Source organism: Maribellus sp. CM-23, from assembly GCF_021354595.1.
In the GTDB taxonomy this organism is placed as follows: Bacteria; Bacteroidota; Bacteroidia; order Bacteroidales; family Prolixibacteraceae; genus Draconibacterium.
In genome coordinates this window covers 138,088-162,680 of the sequence record NZ_JADWYJ010000008.1, presented here as the reverse complement: position 1 = coordinate 162,680, position 24,593 = coordinate 138,088, and the positions used below count along the sequence as shown (strand labels likewise).

The window sequence follows — 24,593 nt, the reverse complement described above, 5'->3', positions numbered from 1 at the left end:
GCGATGCAGGAGTAACGGCGAGTGACAACTGCGACGGAGACATTTCTTCGGATGTGGTATGTACCCCGGGCCAGGTAGAAGGCGGCGACTGCGACAAGAGCCAGACTTTCATGTATACCGTTATGGATGAGTGTGGCAACAGCGATACAGCGTATGTAACTTATACCTGGAAAGTTGATGTGACCGATCCTGTACTGGCCGATGTACCAACAGGCGGCGATCTGGGCTGTAACCCGGAAGTTTTACCAAGCTGTGACCAGGGAGTAACCGCGAGTGACAACTGCGACGGAGACATTTCTTCGGATGTGGTATGTACTCCGGGTCAGGTAGAAGGAGGTGACTGCGACAAGAGCCAGACCTTCATGTATACCGTGATGGACGAGTGTGGCAACAGCGATACAGCATATGTAACTTACACCTGGAAAGTTGATCTGACCGATCCTGAAATTACAGCTCCTGACGATCAGGAATATTGTAATGGAGAATTCCCGGAATACCTGGTGGCAAGTTGGTATGACGAGTGTAGTGGAGCAGGCACAGATACTGCGTGGATGTCAGTACAAGATGATACAAATATTTGTGAGCAAATGGCTTATTACTATTTCGAAGTAACGGATGATTGTGGTAATGTTGCCAGGGATACAACAACTATTGTTAATCGTATCGACAAATATGACAATTGCGAAACTGCTTTCGGAAAAATGGCAGGAGAAGGTGCAAATTGCTTCCTTGACAATGGTTTCGATCGTTGGGGATGGTCTAATTACATCCAAACGGGAGGTCAGGATACAACAATTTATCTGACACTTTGGGCAGGTGCTGCTCATTGTGAAACGGAAAAAGGTGATTCTGTTGGAACTGTGCAAGTGACTTATGATGCTGCCGGAAGTTCGTTAACTGTTGAGTATATGATTGCCGATGGTTATGCAATGTCCGAAGCTCATACTTATGTAGGATGTGGAATGTTCCCGTTACAAAAGAAAGGGAAATCTTATGTTCCTACCGTTGCTCCGGGGCAATTTACTGCCAACAGCGGATCGCTTGAGCATTCAAAGAACATTGTTGTAACCTTCACAAATGTCGATGAAAACTTCTATGTAATTGCTCATGCGGTTACTTGTGAGGAGGTTTGCAGATGTAGTGAAAGGCCAGGTGTTGATGATGGAAATACTTACGATGCAGTATTCGATGATAGTACATGTGATAACAACACTGCAGCAGAACAAACAAATTCGAAAGGAAAGAAGTCAGCAAGTACTATTGAAACAAATCCGACAGTCGAATCTGAATTAAGAGTATATCCGAATCCATTCAGCGATAAAGTGAATATCGAATTCGTATCTCCGGTAAGCGGACATGCAGTTCTGGAAATTCACAACATGGTAGGTCAGAGAGTGGCTACCTTGATCGATCAGTATATCGAAGCAGGAGTAGAGCAGAAAGTTCAGTACAGACCTGATTCTGAATCCTCAGGAATTTACCTCTACCGACTGAATGTGGAAGGAAATATACAAATAGGAAAGATCATTTACCGAAATGAATAATACTCATACGACTTTAAATAGATCAATTATTGCAAATATTAAGAGTAGTTGATTTCGGGAGGTTCTACTTTAAAAAGTAAGATTAGAGGCTGGCTCAGTGGAGCAGCCTCTTTCTTTTTATCAGGCATAGGTAAAAGCGATCAAGCATCTCCGAACATTTGTTTGTGGTGCTTGTTTTTACCTGTGTTATTGATTGATGGATAGTGAATTTTAAAAAATTACCGATGAAAAAAACAATGTTCTTGAGCTTATTCATGTTGATCGTGATAATGTCCTATGGCCAACCGGGATTTTACGACTTTGTTGTAAAAGACATCGAAGGAAAAGACTTTAAACTTTCATCACTAAAGGGAAAGAAAGTTTTAGTGGTTAATACTGCATCGAAATGTGGCCTGACTCCTCAGTATAAACAACTTGAAGAATTATATAAAACGTACGGAGGAGAGCAATTTGTGATCATTGGATTTCCTGCCAATAATTTTGCCAACCAGGAGCCGGGATCAAATGAAGACATAATGGAGTTTTGCGAAAAGAACTATGGGGTTACTTTTCCGATGATGGAGAAAGTCTCGGTAAAGGGCGATGATATTTGCCCGCTTTATCAGTGGCTCACCCAAAAAAGCAAAAACGGAAAAATGGATTCGAAGGTGAGCTGGAATTTTCAAAAATATTTAATTGATGAAGAGGGGAACCTGGTTGATGTAGTTGAGCCAAAGGTCAAACCCGATGACGTGAGGATTGTTGGTTGGCTCAAGAATTAAAAGGGCGATTGCCCTTTGGTTTATCAAAAAGGTTATCCCTTACTTTCAAGAGTTAATCTTCTTGAAATTTTTATTTTTGGCGAAATTTCTGATTCATGCTGATTATTGATTCACCGTCGAACGATGCCTATTTTAATATTGCATCGGAAGAGTACTTGCTAAATAAATATCCCGACCAGGAGATATTCTTATTGTATATAAACGCGCCTTCGATTATTGTGGGGCGATTTCAGAATACGCTTGCTGAAATTAACCTTGAATACGTTTCGAAAAACAACATAAAGGTGGTGCGAAGAATGTCGGGAGGGGGTGCTGTTTATCACGATTTGGGAAATCTGAATTTTTCATTTCATGCACCATCCGAAGTCGATGATTTCCTGGATTTCTCAAAATTTACGCAACCGGTAGTTGATTTATTAAATGGTTTGGGTGTTCAGGCCAAGCTCGAAGGCCGAAACGACCTGGTTGTTGACGGGAAAAAGTTTAGCGGGAATGCCAAACTGGCCCGCAACGGAAAAGTCATTCAACACGGGACTATTTTGCTGAACTCGGAAATGAGCGTTTTAAGTGAGGCTCTGAAAATAAATCCATTAAAATTTAAGGATAAAGCGGTTAAGTCAGTTCGGGCACGTGTAACCAACCTGATTGAGTATTTGCCGGAAAAAACGACCGTGGATTCGTTTAAGAAGCTATTGGTCGATCAAATTCTGAAAGAAAACAAAGATGCAAGCATACATCAATTGCTTCCGGAGGAGATGGAAGGGATTAAAAAGTTGGCAAGCGAAAAATACAGTACCTGGAAATGGAATTTTGGCGTTTCTCCTTCTTACGATTTCAACAAAGCAATTAAAGTGTCGGCTGGTTTTATCGAACTTCATTTAGATGTAAAAAGAGGGATTATTCAGAACATTAAGATTTTTGGCGATTTCTTTGCTTCGAAGCCCATCGAAGAATTGGAAGAAAAATTACTTGGCGAAAAGCACGAAACGGACCACATACACCAAATTCTTTCATGGGCAAATTTGACCGACTATTTTGGTAATGTAACGGTAGATGAAGTAATTGATCTGTTCAGGTAAAAAATTAATTCAAAGGATTTTGACGTAATATCCCTTGGCGTGCCTTGGGATAGTTAACTTTAAGAATTTTCTTTATTAATCATTCAAAATTTTCTTTATTCGGGATTGATTGTAGTTGATCTCTGGATATTCCTTTTCTATAAAATGAAAGAATTCTTTTCTATCTGCATTAGTTTGTAGTTGGTATACTAAATCTGTTACATTGAAATGTCTTGGTCTCTTGATACAATGTATAAAGTGTTTGGCATTCTGTAATGTTGTGATTGTTTTTATTAAATTTTGATACCAAATATTTCTATTGTCTGATGAAACTTTCAATAGTGGATATCGCTCTTTTAGCACTTTAAGTTCATCGATGGTTGTGCAATCAGCTAATTGTTCATTTCTCTTTTGTACTTCTTCTTTGCAATTATTTATACATAGATTTTCATATAGCTCATTTCTCTTTGCTCGATTACCAGAAGAATGCTCATATAAAAAAGATGCATCCTCCAACGTTGAAATAGTTTTCGAGATATTGTCCAAAATAACTTCCGTCTCCTCACATATTTTAATTTTCCAATGAGGGAAGAATTCTTTTATGCGTTTGAGATTATTAAGAGAAGTACATTTAAAGCTCCAATGATTTGCAATAGTTCTTAACTTGTTCTTGTCTTTATCAGTTGGGGCTTCGGGCAAAAATTCTTTTAATTTAATTGCTACTTCATATAGGAATTCAAAAACAGATTGATTATCGTTGGAAAACTTAGATGTTTGAATAAAAATTCTCAGAAAAGAATCGATATTGAACCCTATGAAAAAGTCTTTTTTAATAGTTGTGTATACATCGTTTAACTCGTTTAAATTTTTGCATTTATAAATAAGGGTATTGTACACTTCAATATTCCGATTCCCGTTTTTCGAGATTTCTTCCAACCATTCTTTTACTCCTTTATAATTATCATATTTGATTATTGATGTTAGCCTATAGCTATCTTCTTCGTATCCAAATTCCAATTCATTTTTTTTACGATTTTTATGACAGTTGTTTTTTTCTTGTTCATTTTCAACTCTTTTTTCAATAAAATCATACCAAATGTTAAATGTACTTTGCAGATTCGTTGTATCTAAACTCTCTTTGTTTGGCATTAATATTTCTTCTGATAAAAGAGAGAATATATCTTCAAAGTTTTCAATATTATCGGCTTTTTTTAGCAGGTTAATATAAAGCCGGTGGTTAGGTTTGATTCTTGAATTTAAACAAGCTTCATAAGCAAACTTAGCTTTCTCAAAGGTGTCAGCACAGTTAATCCATTCTGCATAAGTTGCTATATCCGGTCTTGTTAAGTATTCTTTTGTATTGAAAGTTTCTATTACAGTTTGTATGAATTCATATTTGGTTTGATTTTGATCCTCGCTAAAAGTCTCAATTCCTTTTTTTGTTACGTTTTTATGATTATCAGTAAACAGTTTTAGTGTTTTGTTGAGCGAGAATGAAGTTAGTATCCCTTCTTTATCGAAATCCTTAAGTGTGTTTAAAATACCTTGTTTCTTTTCATTTACAAGGTACGTTATCACGTTGCTTACAACTTTAGTCGGTAGTTTATTCTCTTTTCCAAAACTAATTATTGCTTCATATTCATTTTTGAAGCCTTTCGTTATTTCGGTTATGAAAAGAGGTGTATATTCAAATTTATAATCTTCTTGAATAGTTTCTGATTTTGAAAGCTTGTCTGAAAAAGTTGATTCTGATTTTAAGTAGTTAAGGATACAATTTTCATCGAATTCAAGCTTATCTTCTTTTATTTTAGTAATATACGCTTGATAATATTTATCTCTGATTGTCTGTGGATAGCTTAAATTACCAAGTATGGCTTTGTAGAAATAAATATCAATTTCGTTTTTAAATTTTTTCTCGCAAAAACCGATAAGTTCAATATCTCCTTTATCTTCAATGTTAATTAGTTGGTTGTAAATGTCAATAGGTAATTCGTATTTCTTTTTAAGAGCCTGCTGATATATTTCAAATGCCGCTTCTTTTGTTGTTGTGTTTTTTATTAATTCACCTATAATGATATAATTAAACTCAAAAACATTTCGATTCGTTTCTTCTTCAAACTCATTGAAAATCTCAACGGGTTGGTATCCCATTTTTAATCTGATATTAACTAAGCTTCCCAAAGCGTATTCAAACCGTTTCCCAGCATCTCTTAATTTTCTTTTTATTGTTTCGTAATCATTTTTTGTTTTGATTTTGCTGATTAAGAAATTATAAGAGTAATCATCAGGTGCTTGGATTCGTTCAAACCATTCATAAGCCTGGGAGAATGTAATTGAATTCTGGATCAAACTATTTAGAATACGAATATTAAAAAGATCCTTGTCTTTTTTTAATTCGTTGATTAATTTTCCTTTATTAGGGAATTTAGATAATATTGTATTTGTTGTTATATGGTCAGGTTCAATTTCTTGTTCTTTTCCCCATTTGTAAAGTTCTATGTATCCGGAACGACAGTGTTTCAACGATAAATTAAAAAGGATTTGAATTTCATTTTTGTTATCTAAATTTTCATGTTCAGTTGAGAAAAAACCTTTTATGAATTCCTGATACTCAGAAAGATTCAAGTTGAATTTTCTGATGAGTTCTTTTGCCGCCTTGAGTTCTCTCTGCAGGTTATTATTGTAATAATACTTTTTCGCTTCTTCCTTGTCTGTTATTGATTTTAAAATCAATAGATAAGTATTAGTGTTATATTGAAATTCTATTTTTTGAGGTATATCATTTCCGATTTTCTTAATTTTGTCGATTGAGTGATTGCGCAACAGTTCATTTAAAATGAGGTTTCTTTTGGGTTGAAAGTATGCTTCGTCAGTTTCATAATCGGTGTTAGGTATCTTGTGTGCATGTTCTAACACATATTTAATATCTTCGTCTTTTTTACATAAGCGTGCCAATGTTTTATATGTTACAATGTCAAAAATTACTTCTTGCCCATAAATACTCTCAAACTTTTCTTTTGCTTTTTCGAAATCATCAAATTTTTGTTGTACCCAAGCATTGTGCACCCAATGTATATTATCTTCATCTTTAATTATATGGTTATTGTGAAGGTCATCTATAATCCTTTGATCCTTTGTTTTAGCAATTAGCCGGGCGATGTTTTTGTTTGTTTTGTAATTTTCTAATATTTGACTTTTTACTGTATGGTAAATTAGTGTATCGATTCTCTCTTTTTTAAATAAGGGATCAATCTTCAATTCCAAATCCTGACAATAAGAACCTTTTTCAAAAGAAAGAATTACCCCAAAATCGACCAGTCTGTTTACTGCGCCTTCTATGTCTCTCGAATTGTAACTTTCATTTTCGCTACTTAAGTAATTCAACACATCTTTTAAGTCAACGTTGCCGGTTTTAATAAATCCAATGTTTTTTATCGCATCAAGTATTTTCCCCGGGAGGCTGTCTTCAGCTATTTCATCGTCTATTCTATGCCATGGCGTTTCAACACCTAAAAGAGTACCTATAGTATCTGCGTTAGCCTCTCTATCTAATCCTAACTCTTTTTTTATCCTCTGAATTTCTTCAGTTGACAGGGGGGGGATGTTAATATGCCCGAAAAACTTTGGATCTGTGATATTGTTAACAAAATCACTTGTCTCTCTACTCTTTCTAAGTAACTTGTATTCATCTTCGGTACAACTTGCAAGTATTGGGAGACTTTTTAGTTTTTCATAAATAATTTGAAATTTATTGGAATTATGATAATTCAGCCGATATATCTCATCCATTATTACAACTCCATTCGTCAAAGCAATTTTTTCATGAGTATCATTTTCTACTGCTTTATGTAATTTTTCAATATTATCATTATTTACAAGGATAATGTTTGCATCTTTCTTGTGATCTTTTATGTATTTGTAAATCGCCCGTGATTTTCCGGACATTGATTTTCCATATATAAGTACTCTTTTTTTTGATTCTAATAATTCCCCAATTTTATCATCAACAATAACTCTGGAGAAATAATATCGTTCTCGAAAACCTTTCTCAATTTTTCCCCGCTCACTTAGTATATCTTCAGGCGTTATTTGTACTCCTTTCTTTATTATTTGCGGCAGAAATGTAGCAGTGGAACTCTTTTTATTATAGCATTCACTTATTGCATCAACAAGCGAATTTAGTTTATTCAGTAAATCTTCTTCTTGGTTAACCTTCAGTATTATATTATTTTGGGCGTAAAAAAGATTATCGGCATTTGTATGTAACCTTATTTCCTCAGGTATCCGTTCATCTGTTTTTTCAATTTCTTTTGTGCGATTGATACGGATTGGGTATATCGCGGTGTTTGGATTTTCTAATGCACATAGTATTTCTTTTTTTACCCAATCTCCATCCGTGGCGTTTTTTTTCTTCAAAAAAGACTCTTCCCAGTTGTCATGTATTATTATAATCATGGCATCTGAATTTTCGGCATGTTCTTTAATGCTTTCGTTCCATTTTTTACCCTCAGGTATAGTTCTCTTATCGTAGAAAATATTTGTGTTTTGTTTGATATTTGCAACGAGATGCATTAGAGTTGAATGAAAATGATCCATAAACATGCGATAGTTAATCGAAGGATCGTTCATAATTTCTCTTCTATAACTTATAAAAACAGAACATGCCATAATTATTCTCTCTTTTTCTCCTTTAGTACAATAAATCCATTCTCATTTAAATTCCTAATCATATTTAAAACTAATTCCCTATCGTAATCTTGTACTTGATGGTTTGTTATTGAAAGATTCTCCCATGTTAAAATATCGGGATGGGTTTTAAAATCATCATTTCTGGGGCCATGTGTCCACCTGGCCATAATTCTTTCACCAACATAGCGGGCATGTTCGCTTTGAGCCATAGCTTCTTTATTATCTTCATCTATATTTCGAACCTCTTCGTAAAGTGAATCGTCATAGCCCTTATTTTCAATTAAAAAATATCCCAGACTTCTAAGTTTTAATATGTAGCTGTCGGCAAGGTGTCGGTTCGACCATTTGTACATTTCTGCTAGTTCCTCGTATGGCAATTCGTCGGGCTTATTAGGTTCTCCCTGAACAAGCCAATTCATTTTTGCAGCTGCCTCTAAATATGTATTGTGGGCTGTTTTGGCTAAATGCTCTCTGGTCTGATAATCGTTTAATGCCATTAGCTCAGTGTCCAGCATTCCAAAAAAGAAGAGATTTGCATATACATTATTTCGTTCAGCTTGCTCAAGTTCTTTAGGTGGTATTTTTGCACTCTTGAGAAGCTCTCCACCCTCTGCAATTTCTTGTCGAACCCAAACCGGAGTTTTGCTTTCAAAAACGGCTTTAGGAAGATTGAGTGCCAGCTTAAAAGCTTCGCTCGTGTTTCCCAATGTAATTATGATATATGGAATAATTTCTTTTTGCTTGTGAATGTTTTGGATATAATCTTGTACTTGTTTTGAAAAGAAATTGTTTTGAATTGTATTAAATTCAATATCATATAACAATTCAAATCCCGGATAATTAGTAGAGAATTCTTCAAAAAGCTCATTTGCTCTTTTATCGATTATTGTAATTTTTGTTGTTGAATGATTTAGGAGATGCAACAATCTCACAGCATTTCTTGCAATACTTTGCCCCATTGTATTAAATCCAACAATAATTATTTCCAGTTTATTTTTTGAGTTTTTTTGAAATTTTTCTGCTGGAACAGATGATCTAAACAAATCATTTTTATCGGGATGAATGCTCTGTGGGTCGGCAAATATTCTACGGCTCCATTCTTCGTAGTAGTTAACTAACCTGTAATTAATTAAATCCCTTCTTTCTAAATTGTAATCTTTTGTAATGTCATATATAGCATGATCTTCAATAAAAAGATAAATAGGTAAAGGAATATTTGATTCGTTTCCATTGTATTTTTCATTAAAGGATTTACCAATCCTATTTTGGATTTGTTTAAAGCAAAATAAATTTTTATTATCTCTTTCTCGGTCATGTACTTCTCCCAGTATGTAAATTGAAGAAGCATATTCAGGATACATTTGACCGATATCCTCACTTGAATCCCTATTACATTGATAGTATAATATTGATTTACGTTCTTTTTCATCCAGCAGAATGTTAATACGTTTACTTAAATCAGCCGGGTATGCAGATGTTTGTATAATAATTTTCTTCCCCGGATTTTTTATCGTAAAATTTTTAATTACGGCAATTATGTAATCTTCGTAGCCAAGTATTAACAAGTGATTTTTCAATTTGTAACGAATTAAACCTGCTTTGATACGATCTACTCTTCGTTCCAGCATATTTGATAGAGTTGAGATAAGAAGACCATTAAAGAATACTACTCCTATTAAAGCAACAAAGGCTGCATACCACCTCCTGTTTTTATTTGCCATATGAACATTCCCGGGATCAATGAATTGAGAAAAAATACCCCAAAAACGGCTATCCATGGAACTGTTAAAATCATCGCCAGGAATAACGTTATTACCTTGGATTTCTTCTTGTACATGTTCTATTTGTTCCGAAGCAAAGTTGTTTGTTTGAATATTGCTAGCAAAAAACAGACTGCCAATAAAAAGAAGGATAAACCAAAGCAGGATAATTGCAAAAAGAAATTTAATTTGTCTGCTCCATGATCCTGAAATGGCTCTGTCATATTTATACTTAACCCAGGAACAAGAACTTATATTTTTGAATATCATATGTTTATTTTATTTATCTGGTAGCCAGCATTAATAATAAATTTAATCGTTTCTATGGCAGTCTTCCTGTCGTAATCTTTTTCAAATTCTGGCAATTGCTCATAAGGAATGATACATGGATGAGTCTTTTTATCTTCGTTTCTTTTCTCTCCCCAAACCCAGCCTTCTTTAATTCGGGCTTCCATCCATGTTTCATGGACATTTTCTGCTAATTCTTCTATTAATTTTTGAAGAGATACAGGTATGTTCGTTTCCTCATCCATATACTCTGGTTTTTTAGTTGGTTCGCATTATTAATTAGGAAACACATCTTTGTTAGGCTATAACATATTTGGGATTATAGTCTGGTATATTGATTCCGATTTCTGTGTCTACTAAACTAATCATTATTTAGTAATAATTAATATGTCAAGCTGAGGAAATATAAAATGTTGTTGCCTCGACTGTTAATTAGATTGTGTTTTTTTATAAAGAGTTGTAAGTGTTGCAAAACCAAGTATATGTAGGTATTTGCAGGGGCGGAATAATAGAAGTGTGTTCAAAAGGAGAACTGATGTTTCGTTTTTTGATGTTCTTGTGTCGTATCTGGCTTCCGTCCAATTTCTAATTATTTTGTCGACTTTAATTCAATACTAAAACTTGCATTTTCCAATTTATCGTGCTTTAATCATATTCATTCTTTTAATAATTAGCCTCGATAACAGTTTCCGATAAAAACATACCTTGGAAATTTTCTTAACGTATTGGTATTTTGTAATTTGTAGGCTGTTAACAAATAAATATACTAATTCTTTAAATTTTAAATTATGCCTACAAACAGAAATTACCGGTGCAAAGACGTTGAAATGTTGCTTGCATCGAAAACCATCTTAGGTTCGTTTCGCAACCATTTAACCGACCTTAGCGTGATTCGTTCCAACTGGAATGATGAATACGCTACTCATTTTGAAACAAAAATCGACGATGCCACAGAGCGCTACCTGGGGCTCGACAAAAAAGAAGTGCTGCGTCAAGCTACCATGCAGCTCGAAAACATCCAGATACCCGCCCTGCGCGACCTCTCGTTTGTAAAAACACAGATTGAGGTCGACTTTAAAGAACAGGCCGGTGCCATACTGAAAAAGCTGGGCTATGGCACCGACTATAAAAAAGCCCGTAAGGGCGACCAGGAAGCCTTGATACAACTGTTGTTTGCCTTTCGTAAGGGGATGGACGAAGTTCTGTCAGGAGAGATGGCTGAAAAGGGGATCAATCCCGCGTTGATAGAACGTATTTTAGACTATGCCGGCCAAGTAAGCGAGGCCAATGTATTGCAGGAAGGCCTGAAGGTAACAACCAAACAGGTTTCGGAAGAGGCGGTAAAAGCCTTTATGGAAGTGTATAATGAGGTTATTGGAATTTGTAAAATAGCATCGGGGTACTATGTTGATGAGCCACTTTTAAAAGAGGAATTTACATTCTCGAAAGTAGTGGGGAAAATGAAAAAAAAGCACAGGGCAGAAGAAGAGGTGACAGAATAATACAATTTTAATATGCATATCCGAAATGATGCCACAAAATGAATTTTTTAGATCAAAAGAACTCTCCCTCGTTCCCTCTCTTCGTGAAGAGAGGGACGATTGTGTCCGTCAACTGACGGATCGCAATCAGGGTGAGTAATGTATTTTAAAATACGATAACCACGATAAATGTTTGATATTGTTTTGGTTGCAAATATTTGTGGTAATTAAACGGATATGCGAAATTTTAATTGTTTGCATTTATATACCGGGTAAAGAGGAATTTTTCTTTACCCGGTTTTTCGTGGTAACACCGGAAACCAATCCGCTCCAATTGAAAACGAATCCGACCCTGGCAGCAGGTAATCTGTCTTAACCGGAAAACAATCCGACGTATATGCATAAGAAAACTCCCTGGCCGGCAAATAATTCGACACCGGCGGAAATTTACCCGCCTCAGGTGGAAGTGTTCCCGACCCTGGCGCAAGGCTTTTCGACCCTGATGTAAGGCTTTTCGGCGTTGATGGGAAAGTGCCCGACACAATTGGATATCCGACACTTGCGGAAGGAGAATCCTGTTGTTTGTTTAACCCCGGATTTAAAATTGAAGGAGTAAGGTTTTGGGGGCATTATCTGTCCCCGGAGCTAAAAACAAGGCGTTTAACTACGAAATACGATTAATCTTTCCGAATGATAACCGGGTTTTTTAGTATACGTTCAGTAAGATCTTCGAATTTTTCGTGCCATTTGTTGGCAAAGAATAGAAATTGCAATTTTTTGGTTCGTTCAGCAATTCTGTAAACAACAGTATGGTATTTGCCCGGAAATATCATTTCTGCATCATCTATTGCCAATATTTTAAGAGCTGTAGTTGGAATGCCTGTAATACTTAGCAGTTCATTTATTCGTATTGGTGTACCAATTAAAATATCCAGCCCCTCATAAATCATATCTTTCTGATATTGAATATCTCCTTTATCAAAAACTGTAAATATGCGCAGGTTGGTCTTACTTCCCATTAATTTGAATTGTTCTTCAAGTTCAAAAGCTTTGTCTCTGTCCGATACCATTACGATTGCGCGGGGAGCTTCTTCGTATGCCTTTTTTAGCTGCTGAATAATGCCAATAACAATAGTTGTGGATTTTCCTGAATCCTCAGGAGAGATTACTAACAGGTCTGCACCTGATTTTATTTTGGAAATGCAACTACTTTGTATTTCTCTGGGATTAGTGTCAAAACCTGCTTCAATAATGCTCTGGGCTAACTCCGGAATTATTTTTTTTAGCTTCATTTTAGTGGATTAAATCGAGAAAGTTTGATGGCGTTACTTTCCGATACAGAAATTCTTAAAAATATGTCCCAGTACTTCGTAGTTACTGATTTCTCCGGTGATTTCTGAGAGATAATGCAGGCATTCACGAATATCCTGTGAAAGAAAATCACCGGTAATTCCGGTATCGAGTCCGTTTAAAACACGCAAAATGGCATCGTGTGCATGTTTTAATATCTCATAGTGCCGTGCGTTGGTAACAATCACATCCTGTTCAACGGTATCGATGTTTACCGAATGGATCATGTGGTCGATCAGTTCATCCAGGTTTTCTTTTTTCCTGGCGGCAATAAATATCATCTTCTCGTTATCTGCCAAGTCGAGTACTTCCAGTAGCTGGATGGTATCACGCAGTCCCGAATCAATTTTATTGGCAACAATTATCAATGTTTGTCCGGGAGAAATACGCTCCCTGATCTTGTCAATCCGGCTTTTTACAAGCGGGTAAGGATTATGTGTATCCACTACCAATAATACCACTGTGGCTTGTTCCAGTTTACTATAACTTCTTTCAATACCCAGGTTTTCTATGTGATCGCTGGTTTCGCGGATGCCGGCCGTGTCAAAGAAGCGAAAAGCGGTTCCGTGAATGTTCACTACGTCCTCGATAACATCGCGGGTGGTTCCGTGGATATCCGAAACAATCGCTTTGTCTTCATTCAGCAGGGCATTTAACAGGGTCGATTTTCCAACGTTGGTTTCGCCTACAATGGCTACCGGAATTCCATTTTTGATGGCATTCCCCAGTTGAAACGAGTTTTTGAGCTTGCGCAAGAGGCGTTCGATTCTTTCAGTCAGGTTGCGAAGTTCACTTCTGTCAGCAAATTCCACATCTTCTTCGCTAAAATCGAGTTCAAGTTCAACCATGGCTGTAAAATGAAGCAGCTGTTCACGCAGTGCCCCGATTTCTTTTGAGAATCCTCCACGCATCTGGTTAAGTGCCAGTTTATGCGCCGCAGCATTCGACGAGGCAATTACATCGGCCACGGCTTCTGCCTGCGAAAGATCCATTTTTCCATTTAGAAACGAACGTTGTGTAAACTCTCCTGGCAAAGCCATACGCGCTCCATTCTCAATCAGTACTTCCAGAATCTTTTGCTGAATAAAAGTTGATCCGTGACAGGATATTTCCACAATATCCTCACCCGTAAAAGAGTGGGGCGCCTTAAACAAAGCCACAACAACTTCGTCAATAATTTCTTGTTGGTCAGTAAATTGTCCGAAGTGAAGCGTGTTGGGCGCTTGCTCAGTGAGCTTTTTATTTTTGTTCGGACTACGAAACGATTTATCGGCAATTGTAATGGCTTCGCTACCAGAGAGCCGGATTACTGCGATGGCTCCCATTCCCGGCGAAGTAGAAATGGCACATATGGTGGATTGATCAAGCATTCTATTCAATGTTTCCGCAAATTTAAATGATTTTTTTCAACTGATTTTATATCTGGTTTGTTGAGTGATAATCCGGCATTTATTTAGTGGCGCACGAAATGGTGAATAAATAGAGCCGATTCTTGGAATATGGTTGAGCGATAATTTCTAAATTTAGATTTTTCAAAACATAGTTAAATGGATTTATTGATAAAAGAAACAGCCAAAATACTCAAAGAGTCAGACTTTACGATTGCTTTTACCGGTGCCGGAATATCAGTGGAAAGCGGAGTTCCTCCGTTTCGGGGAGAGCACGGTTTGTGGAACAAATACAATCCGGAAGTGCTGGACCTGGGGTATTACCTGGATCATGCTGAAAAATGTTGGGGATACATTCGCGAAATATTTTATGATTTTTTTGCCGATGCAAAGCCGAATCCTGCGCATTTGGTGCTTGCAAAAATGGAGGAAGCCGGACTGTTGCAAGCCGTTATTACTCAAAATATCGACAACCTTCACCACGAAGCCGGTAACAAGGAAGTTTACGAATTTCATGGTAATTCTAAAAAGCTGAAATGCCTGAAATGCGGATCGGTTTACGATGTGAATGAGGTGGATTTGGAGTCACTGCCTCCGTTGTGTAAAAAAGATTCGGAAATATTGAAACCTGATTTTATATTCTTCGGAGAAGGAATACCTCACGAGGCGTATTCCAATTCCTTCGCAGCTGCCGAACGGGCAAAGGTTTGCCTTATTATAGGATCGACCGGAGAAGTTACGCCGGCTTCGTACGTACCGCGAACAGCGAAACAATCTGGCGCAACAATTATTGAGATTAATCCAGAAGAGTCGATGTTTACATCGCAGATCACCGATATTCATTTAAAAGGAAAAGCATCAGAGATATTGACAAAACTGTCCAGTGAGTTGTTTTGAATTTTTCAACCATTGGTTTGAAGTTTAGTCGGGCACGCGGAATTGTTAGTGGCAAAATTGCATATTCGTTACGCTGCTTTTCTTTTCCGATGAAGAAAAATTATATTTGCCTCGCAGTTTTCCCCTGCAAATACCGTTGATAGTATAACAGTACAAAACATAATTTAAAATGAAACTACTTGAAGGAAAGACCGCGATTGTTACCGGCGCCTCGCGCGGAATTGGAAAAGCAATCGCTGTAAAATTTGCACAAGAAGGTTGTAACATTGCCTTCACCGATCTTTTTGAAGATGAAAACATGAAGGCAACCGAAGCAGAATTAGCGGCTTTGGGAGTACAGGCAAAAGGTTATGCTTCTGACGCCAGCAAGTTTGACGATACAGACAGAGTGGTAACGCAGATTGTAAACGACTTCGGAAGAGTTGATGTTTTGGTAAACAATGCCGGAATTACAAAAGATACGCTGTTGATGAGAATGACAGAAGACCAGTGGGATGCAGTAATCAGTGTAAACCTAAAATCTGTTTTCAACTTCACAAAAGCGGCGCAAAAAACCATGCTGAAACAACGCAGTGGCTCGATCATTAACCTTAGCTCGGTTGTAGGAGTTAGCGGAAATGCCGGACAATCTAACTATTCAGCGTCAAAAGCAGGCATCATTGGTTTTACCAAGTCTATTGCGCGCGAACTGGGGTCTAGGGGAATTCGTTCGAACGCCATCGCACCTGGTTTTATCATTACCGAAATGACCGGTAAAATTCCGGAAGAAGCTCGTAAAGCATGGGAAGAATCAATCCCGATGAAACGTGGTGGAACACCCGAGGAAGTAGCCGGAGTGGCAACTTTCCTGGCCTCTGATTTATCGTCGTACGTAAGCGGACAGGTAATTACTGTTTGCGGCGCGATGAACACATAATAAAGGAGCTAAACAGAAAGCTGTTCGAAAAGAATAGCTTACTGGAAAAATATATTAGCTGTCAGAAATTCTCTGGCAGCTTTTCTTATTTATAGAAGGCGACTCAATCCAAAAATTGCCAGTAGTCGAACCTTATCTTTTTTAATCTTTTAAGGAATGAAACGAGTATGAGTAAGTTTTCATACATAAGCGATTATAATCATGCGAGTTCCATCTGTTACCATAGAAAATTGACAGTAATAAACAGATGAAATTTAAAGGATTGTTTGTTGGACTTACAACAGTCGACATCCAGTATTTTGTTGATGTATTTCCGGAAGCCAATCAAAAAGTAAAAGTAACTGCTCCGGAGATGCTTGTCGGTGGCCCGGCAACAAACGCGGCCATTGCTTTTTCGGCCTTGAATGACGGAGCATTTTTAATTAGCTCGGCAGGGGAGAATTCGTTTTCAGACCTGGTGAGAAATGATTTTGAAATTAGCAATATAGATTTTACGGACCTGTCGGCAGAAAAAGCCAATCAACCGGTTATTGCCACGGTGGTAACTTCGGGTAATGGCGACCGGAATATATTTACGCATCATCCGCTACCGTTAGAAACAGTTTATACGCCAAAGCAAATACTGGATGAAATAAACCCGGAAATTGTGATGATGGATGGTTTTTATCCCGAGTTTAGTGTAGCGCTTGCCCGGGAAGCCAGAAGCCGGAAAATCCCTGTTGTACTTGACTGTGGTAGCTGGAAACCGCATCTTCCTGAATTACTTCCGTTTGTTGACATCGCTATCTGCTCTTCCGATTTTTATCCACCTTTTTGTTCTTCACCTGCTGATGTTTTTGACTATCTCAATGAGTTGGGCATCCACTCGGCTGCTATTTCGCGTGGCGGAGATAGTATCCTTTTTCGAAAAGGGAAAAATGAAAGCGAAATTCAGGTCGAAAATGTGCTGACAAAAGATACCCTTGGCGCCGGTGATATCCTGCATGGGGCTTTTTGTTATTACTATCTTTTGGAACGCGAATTTACGTCTGCATTAACAAAAGCTTCCCGAGTAGCATCTTTCAGCTGTAAATTTAATGGAACCCGACAATGGCTGACTTATTTGGGTGATTATTTATCAAAAAATACCTAAATTGTATTCCGGAAGATGAAAATCAGTTACTATGTTAGATAAATCGTTGGCCTATCGCCTTAGTATTTATATTTCCCTTGCGGTAGTGGCTGTCTTTATTGCATTTATTGTCATTTATTTTCTTTTTAATATGAAGATAATAGAGGAGAATATTGACAATAAAGCAGTTAGTGCAGGGGCTGAGGTTGCCGCCGAAATAAAAAAATATGTTGTCACAACAAAGGAGGTTACACAGAATGTCGCCGACCAGATTGTATTTTACGATCAGAAAGATTATGTACAGCCATTCTTCGACCATCTTTTAAGGAAGTATCAGTTTATTAATGCGATTCATATTAATATTGATTCAACCTTGGAACTGAAGTCCCATAATTATTTTAGTTACCGTGAAAATGATTCAACGTATTTTTTTGAGGGGAATAAACCCTTTGAGAATTGCGTGAGTAAACACCCAAATTATAAAGCGCTGGCAGAAGGAAAAAAACAAAATTGGTCGGAACCTATTTTTTGTGAAAGGAATAAGCACGTCGTCGTCGCTTTCTATTCGCCGATTTATTACGTTCGAAATGATAAAACAATACAAATTGGCGAGGTTGTTTGCGAATTGTCGCTGTTGCAACTCAACGAGTCCATCAACAAGATCAAAATTGGGGAAAAAGGCTATTCTGTTTTAATGTCAAAAGACGGAACCTATATCTCTCATCCAAATAAAGAATGGATTTTAACCCGAAACCTGCGGGATATACCACCCGAAGTTTTTAAGAAAAGGCAACTAAGAGTTGACGATTTCCTCACAAGTTCAAACACCGGTTCGATTGTGGCTTATCCTGAGACGCTGAACTATGAGAAGAGTTTTGTATATCATTCGCGAATTGAAGAAAACGAATGGATACTTTTGCTGGTTATTCCGCACAAAGAGCTGTTCGAGCCACTTTATGTACCCATTTTGAAAATGCTTTTTTTCTCGGTGTTGGGAATTCTGATCATCTACATTTTGGTTACCTATATTTCCAATAAACAAATTCAGCCGCTTAGCAGCGTTACCTCGCAGTTAACGAGATTTACCAATATTTCCAGCGAATCGTACGCGGGAGAAGAATCGATGAATGAGATAAAACAGGTTGCTGACAGTTTAAACCTGATGAAACTTTGGTACGAACAGTACCAGTTAAAAGCTTCGAAAGAAGAAAAGTTTAATAAACTACAACATACTGACTTACTGCAGGCAGCTGAAATTCAGAAAAGCTTAATTAAGGTTGACTTTCCTGCATTTCCGAATATTGCCGAGATTGACTTGTTTGCCTCCTATAATCCGGCAAGAATTGTTAGTGGCGATTTGTTTGATTACTTTTTCAAAGACAAGGACCATTTGGTCTTATCGATGGGGGATGTTTCCGGAAGTGGTGTTCCTGCTGCACTTTTTATGAGTGTATCCCAAACAGTTATAAAAACCATTGCATCTGATCTGGCGATCAAACGATGCTCATCGATAGTGGCGCGGGTCAACAATGAGTTGCATTCAAATAATATGCATCAGTTCTTTTTGACTTTATTTTTAGGAATTCTGGATATCAAAACCGGAAAACTGACCTACTGCAACGCAGCACATAATTCGACCTACATTGTTAAAGCTAACGGGAATATTGAAGTACTGGTTGAATCGCATGGTTTGCCTTTAGGATTGTACCGCGATAAAGGATACCGCGAAGGAAGGTATCAGCTGGAAAAAGGCGATTCCATTGTTTTGTATACCGACGGTGTTACCGAACGTAGCGACTCGAACAGACTTTTTTATGGGCATGAAAGACTAAAAGAAAATCTGAAGAGCCTGGTTGGCCTTGAACCTAAAGAAATGGTAAAAAGAATTGAGACGAGTGTTCGGTTGTTTGCAGGCGACGCAGAGCAAAATGATGATATCAGTATATTGGTGTTAAAATATTATGGATAGAAAAAAGGCCGGGTAATCCGGCCTTTTTTATTATTCTTTTAATGCTTTGTTATTCGATAATATTCGCATTTGCAATCGGTCTTTCTTTTTATCGTAGCCTACCGATATGGTGTCGCCATCGCTAATCGATGCTTTGATAATGATTTCTGCCATTTCGTCTTCCAGGTATTTCTGAATCGCTCTTTTTAACGGACGGGCTCCAAATTGCGGATCGTATCCTTTCTCTGCGATAAAATCTTTGGCTGCTGGCGAAATCTTTAACTTGTAATTCAACGCTTCAACACGTTTGTACAAACCATCGATTTCGATATCGATAATCTGGTGAATATGCTTTTTCTCCAGTTGGTTAAACATGATCACATCGTCAATACGATTCAGAAACTCAGGAGCAAACGCTTTTTTCAGCGCCTTTTGTACAATGTACTTGGCATGCTCATTGTCCTGTTCCGGTGTTTGGTTGGTGGAAAAACCAACCCCGCGGCCAAACTCTTTTAACTGACGCGAACCAATGTTGGAAGTCATGATTACAATCGTATTCTTGAAATCCACATTGCGCCCCAGACTATCGGTAAGCCTTCCTTCATCGAGTAATTGCAGTAATAAATGGAAAACATCTGGATGTGCTTTTTCGATTTCGTCAAGCAAGACAACCGAATAAGGTTTTCTTCTTACTTTTTCTGTTAATTGTCCGCCTTCTTCGTAGCCAACATATCCGGGAGGCGCACCTACGAGTCTCGATACCGCAAATTTTTCCATGTATTCACTCATATCAACCCGGATTAGGGAATCGAGTGAATCAAAAAGATACATCGCCAGTACTTTTGCAAGCTGGGTTTTTCCAACTCCGGTTGGTCCAAGGAAAACAAAAGAACCGATTGGCCGGTTGGGGTCTTTTAGACCTGCCCGATTTCGTTGGATCGCTTTTACAATCTTTTCGATCGCTTCATCCTGCCCGATAACTTTTCCTTTCAGATCGTGTCCCATGCTCATTAGACGCTTTCCTTCCGCCTGGGCAATTCGCTGTACAGGTACACCTGACATCATGGCAACTACTTCTGCCACTTTATGCTCATCTACAATTTCGCGGTGATTGATCAGTTCCTTTTCCCACTTTTCTTTTTCCTGTTCAAGCAAAGTCAGCAGGTTTTTCTCCTTGTCACGGAAATTGGCTGCCAGTTCAAAGTTCTGACTCTTAACAGCGGCTATTTTTTCTTCTTTTGTTTTCTCTATTTTTTCTTCGAGCTTAACAATCTTTTCCGGTACATTAATATTTGCAATATGAACCCGCGAACCGGCTTCGTCCAAAGCATCAATCGCTTTGTCCGGTAAATATCGGTCGGTAATATAACGGGCTGTCAGTTTCACACAGCTGTCGATCGCTTCCTTGGTATAAATTACATTGTGGTGATCTTCGTACCGCTGTTTAATATTGTTGAGTATTTCAATGGTCTCATCAATCGATGTTGGGTCAACCATTACTTTTTGGAACCTTCTTTCCAGCGCACCGTCTTTTTCAATCTGTTGACGGTATTCGTCAAGTGTAGTGGCCCCAATACATTGAATGTCACCTCTTGCCAGAGCAGGTTTAAGCATATTGGCTGCATCCAGCGATCCGGTGGCTCCTCCTGCACCCACAATGGTGTGAATTTCGTCGATGAACAGGATTACATTGTTTACTTTGGCCAATTCATTCAGGATAGCTTTCATCCTTTCTTCAAACTGTCCGCGGTATTTGGTTCCGGCAACAATCGAAGCTATATCGAGGCTAACCACACGTTTGTCAAAAAGAATCCGGGAGACCTTTTTACTAACGATTCGTAAAGCCAGGCCTTCGGCAATAGCCGACTTTCCTACTCCCGGCTCTCCGATAAGAATCGGGTTATTCTTTTTCCGGCGGCTTAAGATTTGCGCCAGTCGTTCAATTTCTTTTTCGCGGCCTACAATCGGATCCAGGCTGCCTTCTTCTGCCAACTTGGTAATGTCGATTCCAAAATTGTCGAGTACAGGCGTATCCGATTTAGCTCCGGCACCTTTTTTCCCTGCCTGTGGTCCCGATGGATTTTTTGAAAATCCTTCCGGCCCGTCGTCTTCGCCTTCCGGGAAATCTGATTTCGCTTCCGGAAATTTATAATCCTGCAGTTGCGATTTTACCATATAATAATTAACTCCCATCTCTATTAATAATTGAGTTGCCAAACAATTACTGTCTTTCAGAATAGCCAGTAAAAGATGTGCACTGTTGGCAGTGACACTTTTAAAGGAACGAGCTTCAAGGTATATAAGCTTCAGCGTTTTCTCAGTGGACTTAAGCATCACTAGGTCTGCTTTTCCATTGATCTCTTTATCTGTCCTGATTTTTTTTTCAACAAGTTGTTTGATTTCTGCCAGATCGACACCCAGGTTTTCCAGTATGTCGGTGGCAATCCCTTCACCGTCTCTCAGAATTCCAAGAAACAGGTGCTCTTGCCCGATATAATCATTTCCCAAACGGATAGCTTCTTCCCGGCTGTACCCTATGATGTCCTTTATCCTTGGTGAAAATTGTGAATCCATATAATTTTTCTGTGTTTTACGTCGTTTCAACAAATTCTGTTCCCAAAAGGTTGAATGCACAAAATACTTAAAAATTCACAGGCGGTATTACCGAAATGGCAGAAGTTATTAAATCCTTCGGTTTATTGTATGAATTTATGACAGTTGTGTTGTTAATATCTTCTGCTCAGTGGTTTCCTAAAAGAGATGGGCACAGGACCTAAAAACCAATGATTTTACTATTTTTGTGGGTCTTTTGAAAATGATTTTAAGGATTAAAAGGAGATATAATGTCAGAAGGAGAAAAGATTATCAGAATAAACATTGAAGAGCAGATGAAATCTGCTTACATCGATTATTCAATGTCTGTGATTGTATCCCGTGCATTACCTGATGTACGAGATGGTTTTAAGCCAGTGCACCGCCGTGTTTTGTTCGGGATGCACGAATTAGGAATTTTATCAAACAGGGCTCATAAGAAGTCTGCCAGGATTGTGGGAGAGGTGCTTGGTAAGTATCACCCTCACGGAGACTCATCAGTATATTTCACTATGGTTCGTATGGCGCAGGATTGGTCTTTGCGCTATCCGCTCGTTGATGGTCAGGGAAACTTTGGTTCGATTGATGGCGACAGCCCCGCGGCGATGCGTTATACCGAGGCCAGAATGTCAAAAATTGCTGAGGAAACGTTGGCCGATCTGGATAAAAATACGGTTGATTTTCAGCCGAACTTTGATGAATCGCTGAATGAACCAACGGTTCTTCCTACAAAAATCCCGCAACTGTTAATCAACGGTGCTTCGGGTATTGCTGTAGGTATGGCTACCAACATGCCACCTCATAACCTGAGTGATACAATTGATGCTACAATTGCCTATATCGACAACCGGGATATTACCATGGATGAGTTGATCGATATTATTAAAGCACCCGATTTCCCGACCGGTGGAATTATCTACGGTTACCAGGGAGTGAAGGATGCTTACGAAACGGGGCGTGGACGCATTGTTATCAGGGGCAAGGCTCATATTGAAAATGAAGGAGGTCGCGAGAAGATTATCGTAACCGAGATTCCTTACATGGTGAACCGTGCCGAAATGATCCAGAAAACAGCCGATCTGGTTAACGAAAAGAAGATTGAAGGAATCTCGAATGTTAACGACGAATCGGACAGGGAAGGAATGCGCGTGGTTTATGACCTGAAACGCGATGCAATGAGCAACGTAGTGTTAAACAAACTCTACAAATATACGCAGCTGCAGACCAGTTTCAGTGTAAACAATATTGCATTGGTTCACGGACGCCCTAAAATGCTTAACCTGAAAGACCTGATCCGCTATTTTGTGGATCACCGTCATGAGGTGGTTGTCCGCCGTACCCAGTATGAACTGGAACAGGCTGAAAAGCGTGCACATATTTTAGAGGGGCTTATTATTGCCAGTGACAATATCGACGAGGTAATTGCCATTATTCGTGGTTCTTCTACACCCGACGAAGCTCGTACCCGCTTAATGGAGCGTTTCGAGTTGAGCGATGTGCAGGCCCGTGCGATTGTTGAGATGCGTTTGCGTCAGTTAACAGGTCTGGAACAAGACAAGCTGCGTAAAGAGTACGAAGAAATAATGGTCCAAATCGAATACCTGAAAAAAGTTTTGGAAGACGTAAACTTACGGATGGACATTATCAAGGAAGAGTTGCAGGAAATGAAACAAAAGTATGGTGACGGACGCCGTACCGAGTTAATTCCCAACGCCGAAGAATTTAACCCGGAAGATTTCTATGCCGATGAAGACATGGTAATTACCATCTCGCATTTGGGTTACATCAAACGCACACCGCTGTCTGAATTCCGTACACAGGGAAGGGGAGGTGTTGGTTCAAAAGGAAGTACAACGCGTGACGAAGACTTCCTGGAACATCTCTTTATCGCTTCCATGCATAATACACTGTTATTATTTACAGAAAAAGGAAAATGTTACTGGTTGAAGGTATACCAGATTCCTGAAGGAACCAGGGCATCTAAAGGCCGTGCGATCCAGAATATCCTGAACATTGAGCCGGATGATAAAGTGCTGGCGTTTATTAAAGTAAAAACGTTAACCGATCAGGATTTCATCAACAATAATTTCATCATTTTAGCTACTAAGAAGGGGATCATTAAGAAGACCACACTGGAAGCTTATTCACGTCCTCGACAGAATGGTGTTAATGCCATTACCATTAAAGATGGAGACCAACTACTTGAAGCAAGACTGACCAACGGAAATAGCGAAATGATGTTGGCGGTGCGTTCAGGAAAGGCCATTCGCTTTAACGAAAGTATTGTTCGTCCGATCGGAAGAACAGCATCAGGAGTGCGAGGTATAACCCTTGGCAGCGCTAACGATGAAGTGATTGGTATGATTTGTGTACAGGACGAAAACGAGGATATCCTGGTAATTTCCGAAAACGGATATGGAAAACGTTCTAAGATTGATGATTACAGGGTAACAAACAGAGGTGGAAAAGGAGTAAAGACCATCAATGTTACCGAAAAAACAGGCGAGCTGATTGCGATCAAAAATGTTTCGGACCAAAACGACCTTATGATCATAACCCAAAATGGCATTACGATTCGTGTTCCTGTTGGTTCTATCTCTGTATTGGGTAGAGCAACTCAGGGAGTGCGGGTAATTAACCTGCGAGGAGAAGACCATATTGCGTCGGTAGCGCGTGTTGCGATGGATGAACCCAACGAAAACGAAGAAGAAGGTGGTGAATCCGTGGAAAAGGACGAGAACAATCTGGATCAGGAACAATCTTTTGATTCCTAAAGCTTAAGCTTGCGATAAAAGTGAAAACATCTATTT

Annotated in this window: 15 protein-coding genes; 9 read left to right on the top strand and 6 right to left on the bottom strand. The window is 38.5% G+C overall.

From position 1 onward, the window contains the following. From INQ51_RS21575 to INQ51_RS21565, 3 genes are all read left to right on the top strand, one after another. The coding region (locus tag INQ51_RS21575; protein ID WP_233380062.1) for a T9SS type A sorting domain-containing protein at nt 1–1,544 on the top strand (1,544 nt) is incomplete at its 5' end. 224 nt (nt 1,545–1,768) lie between these two features. After that, nucleotides 1,769–2,305 (top strand): glutathione peroxidase, encoded by a 537-nt coding sequence (locus tag INQ51_RS21570; RefSeq protein ID WP_233380061.1) that lies wholly within the window; start codon nt 1,769–1,771, stop codon nt 2,303–2,305. A gap of 95 nt (nt 2,306–2,400) precedes the next feature. Then, the gene (locus INQ51_RS21565; RefSeq protein WP_233380060.1) at nt 2,401–3,384 is read left to right on the top strand and encodes a lipoate--protein ligase; all 984 of its coding nucleotides are present in this window, start codon (nt 2,401–2,403) and stop codon (nt 3,382–3,384) included. Nucleotides 3,385–3,459: 75 nt separating this feature from the next. On the opposite strand, the gene INQ51_RS21560 is transcribed toward INQ51_RS21565, so the two are convergent. The 3 genes from INQ51_RS21560 to INQ51_RS21550 are packed head-to-tail and all read right to left on the bottom strand — an operon-like array spanning nt 3,460 to nt 10,345. Beyond that, entirely contained in the window at nt 3,460–7,992 is a 4,533-nt protein-coding gene (locus INQ51_RS21560) for a TIR domain-containing protein (RefSeq protein ID WP_233380059.1), read from the bottom strand. Between the two features lie 41 nt (nt 7,993–8,033). Further along, nucleotides 8,034–10,082: a hypothetical protein gene (locus INQ51_RS21555; protein WP_233380058.1), complete on the bottom strand. Its 2,049-nt coding sequence runs from the start codon at nt 10,080–10,082 to the stop codon at nt 8,034–8,036. Next, nucleotides 10,079–10,345, bottom strand: coding sequence for a RyR domain-containing protein (locus INQ51_RS21550; protein ID WP_233380057.1), 267 nt, complete (start codon nt 10,343–10,345; stop codon nt 10,079–10,081). The genes INQ51_RS21555 and INQ51_RS21550 overlap by 4 nt, the downstream gene beginning before the upstream one ends. Before the next feature lie 543 nt (nt 10,346–10,888). Here INQ51_RS21550 and INQ51_RS21545 point away from each other — a divergent pair. Continuing rightward, nucleotides 10,889–11,602, top strand: a complete 714-nt coding sequence (locus INQ51_RS21545) for a hypothetical protein (RefSeq protein WP_233380056.1) — start codon at nt 10,889–10,891, stop codon at nt 11,600–11,602. Nucleotides 11,603–12,258: 656 nt separating this feature from the next. Here INQ51_RS21545 and INQ51_RS21540 read toward each other — a convergent pair. Next, a complete protein-coding gene (locus INQ51_RS21540; RefSeq protein WP_233380055.1) occupies nt 12,259–12,873 on the bottom strand; it encodes a DEAD/DEAH box helicase in 615 nt (204 codons plus the stop codon). A 33-nt stretch (nt 12,874–12,906) separates the two neighbouring features. Beyond that, nucleotides 12,907–14,301, bottom strand: coding sequence for a tRNA uridine-5-carboxymethylaminomethyl(34) synthesis GTPase MnmE (gene mnmE, locus INQ51_RS21535; RefSeq protein ID WP_233380054.1), 1,395 nt, complete (start codon nt 14,299–14,301; stop codon nt 12,907–12,909). A gap of 177 nt (nt 14,302–14,478) precedes the next feature. Here mnmE and INQ51_RS21530 point away from each other — a divergent pair, with 177 nt between their 5' ends. From INQ51_RS21530 to INQ51_RS21515, 4 genes are all read left to right on the top strand, one after another. Continuing rightward, nucleotides 14,479–15,216, top strand: a complete 738-nt coding sequence (locus INQ51_RS21530) for an SIR2 family NAD-dependent protein deacylase (RefSeq protein ID WP_233380053.1) — start codon at nt 14,479–14,481, stop codon at nt 15,214–15,216. Nucleotides 15,217–15,385: 169 nt separating this feature from the next. Further along, complete coding sequence (gene fabG, locus INQ51_RS21525) at nt 15,386–16,132, top strand: 3-oxoacyl-[acyl-carrier-protein] reductase (protein ID WP_233380052.1); 747 nt, start codon at nt 15,386–15,388, stop codon at nt 16,130–16,132. A gap of 247 nt (nt 16,133–16,379) precedes the next feature. Then, entirely contained in the window at nt 16,380–17,264 is an 885-nt protein-coding gene (locus INQ51_RS21520; protein WP_233380051.1) for a PfkB family carbohydrate kinase, read from the top strand. Between the two features lie 31 nt (nt 17,265–17,295). Beyond that, entirely contained in the window at nt 17,296–19,212 is a 1,917-nt protein-coding gene (locus INQ51_RS21515) for a SpoIIE family protein phosphatase (RefSeq protein WP_233380050.1), read from the top strand. 30 nt (nt 19,213–19,242) lie between these two features. Here INQ51_RS21515 and INQ51_RS21510 read toward each other — a convergent pair whose 3' ends face one another. Continuing rightward, nucleotides 19,243–21,765: an ATP-dependent Clp protease ATP-binding subunit gene (locus tag INQ51_RS21510; RefSeq protein WP_233380049.1), complete on the bottom strand. Its 2,523-nt coding sequence runs from the start codon at nt 21,763–21,765 to the stop codon at nt 19,243–19,245. 269 nt (nt 21,766–22,034) lie between these two features. On the opposite strand from INQ51_RS21510, the gene gyrA reads away from it, so the two are divergent. Beyond that, nucleotides 22,035–24,557, top strand: a complete 2,523-nt coding sequence (gyrA, locus tag INQ51_RS21505) for a DNA gyrase subunit A (RefSeq protein ID WP_233380048.1) — start codon at nt 22,035–22,037, stop codon at nt 24,555–24,557. The last annotated feature ends 36 nt before the right edge of the window (nt 24,558–24,593 follow it).

Bases quoted from the DNA above. Each gene is read 5' to 3' on its own strand.
- INQ51_RS21570 (WP_233380061.1), top strand. From the start codon at position 1,769: ATGAAAAAAACAATGTTCTTGAGCTTATTCATGTTGATCGTGATAATG.
- INQ51_RS21565 (WP_233380060.1), top strand. From the start codon at position 2,401: ATGCTGATTATTGATTCACCGTCGAACGATGCCTATTTTAATATTGCA.
- INQ51_RS21560 (WP_233380059.1), bottom strand. From the start codon at position 7,992: ATGAACGATCCTTCGATTAACTATCGCATGTTTATGGATCATTTTCAT.
- INQ51_RS21555 (WP_233380058.1), bottom strand. From the start codon at position 10,082: ATGATATTCAAAAATATAAGTTCTTGTTCCTGGGTTAAGTATAAATAT.
- INQ51_RS21550 (WP_233380057.1), bottom strand. From the start codon at position 10,345: ATGGATGAGGAAACGAACATACCTGTATCTCTTCAAAAATTAATAGAA.
- INQ51_RS21545 (WP_233380056.1), top strand. From the start codon at position 10,889: ATGCCTACAAACAGAAATTACCGGTGCAAAGACGTTGAAATGTTGCTT.
- INQ51_RS21540 (WP_233380055.1), bottom strand. From the start codon at position 12,873: ATGAAGCTAAAAAAAATAATTCCGGAGTTAGCCCAGAGCATTATTGAA.
- mnmE (WP_233380054.1), bottom strand. From the start codon at position 14,301: ATGCTTGATCAATCCACCATATGTGCCATTTCTACTTCGCCGGGAATG.
- INQ51_RS21530 (WP_233380053.1), top strand. From the start codon at position 14,479: ATGGATTTATTGATAAAAGAAACAGCCAAAATACTCAAAGAGTCAGAC.
- fabG (WP_233380052.1), top strand. From the start codon at position 15,386: ATGAAACTACTTGAAGGAAAGACCGCGATTGTTACCGGCGCCTCGCGC.
- INQ51_RS21520 (WP_233380051.1), top strand. From the start codon at position 16,380: ATGAAATTTAAAGGATTGTTTGTTGGACTTACAACAGTCGACATCCAG.
- INQ51_RS21515 (WP_233380050.1), top strand. From the start codon at position 17,296: ATGTTAGATAAATCGTTGGCCTATCGCCTTAGTATTTATATTTCCCTT.
- INQ51_RS21510 (WP_233380049.1), bottom strand. From the start codon at position 21,765: ATGGATTCACAATTTTCACCAAGGATAAAGGACATCATAGGGTACAGC.
- gyrA (WP_233380048.1), top strand. From the start codon at position 22,035: ATGTCAGAAGGAGAAAAGATTATCAGAATAAACATTGAAGAGCAGATG.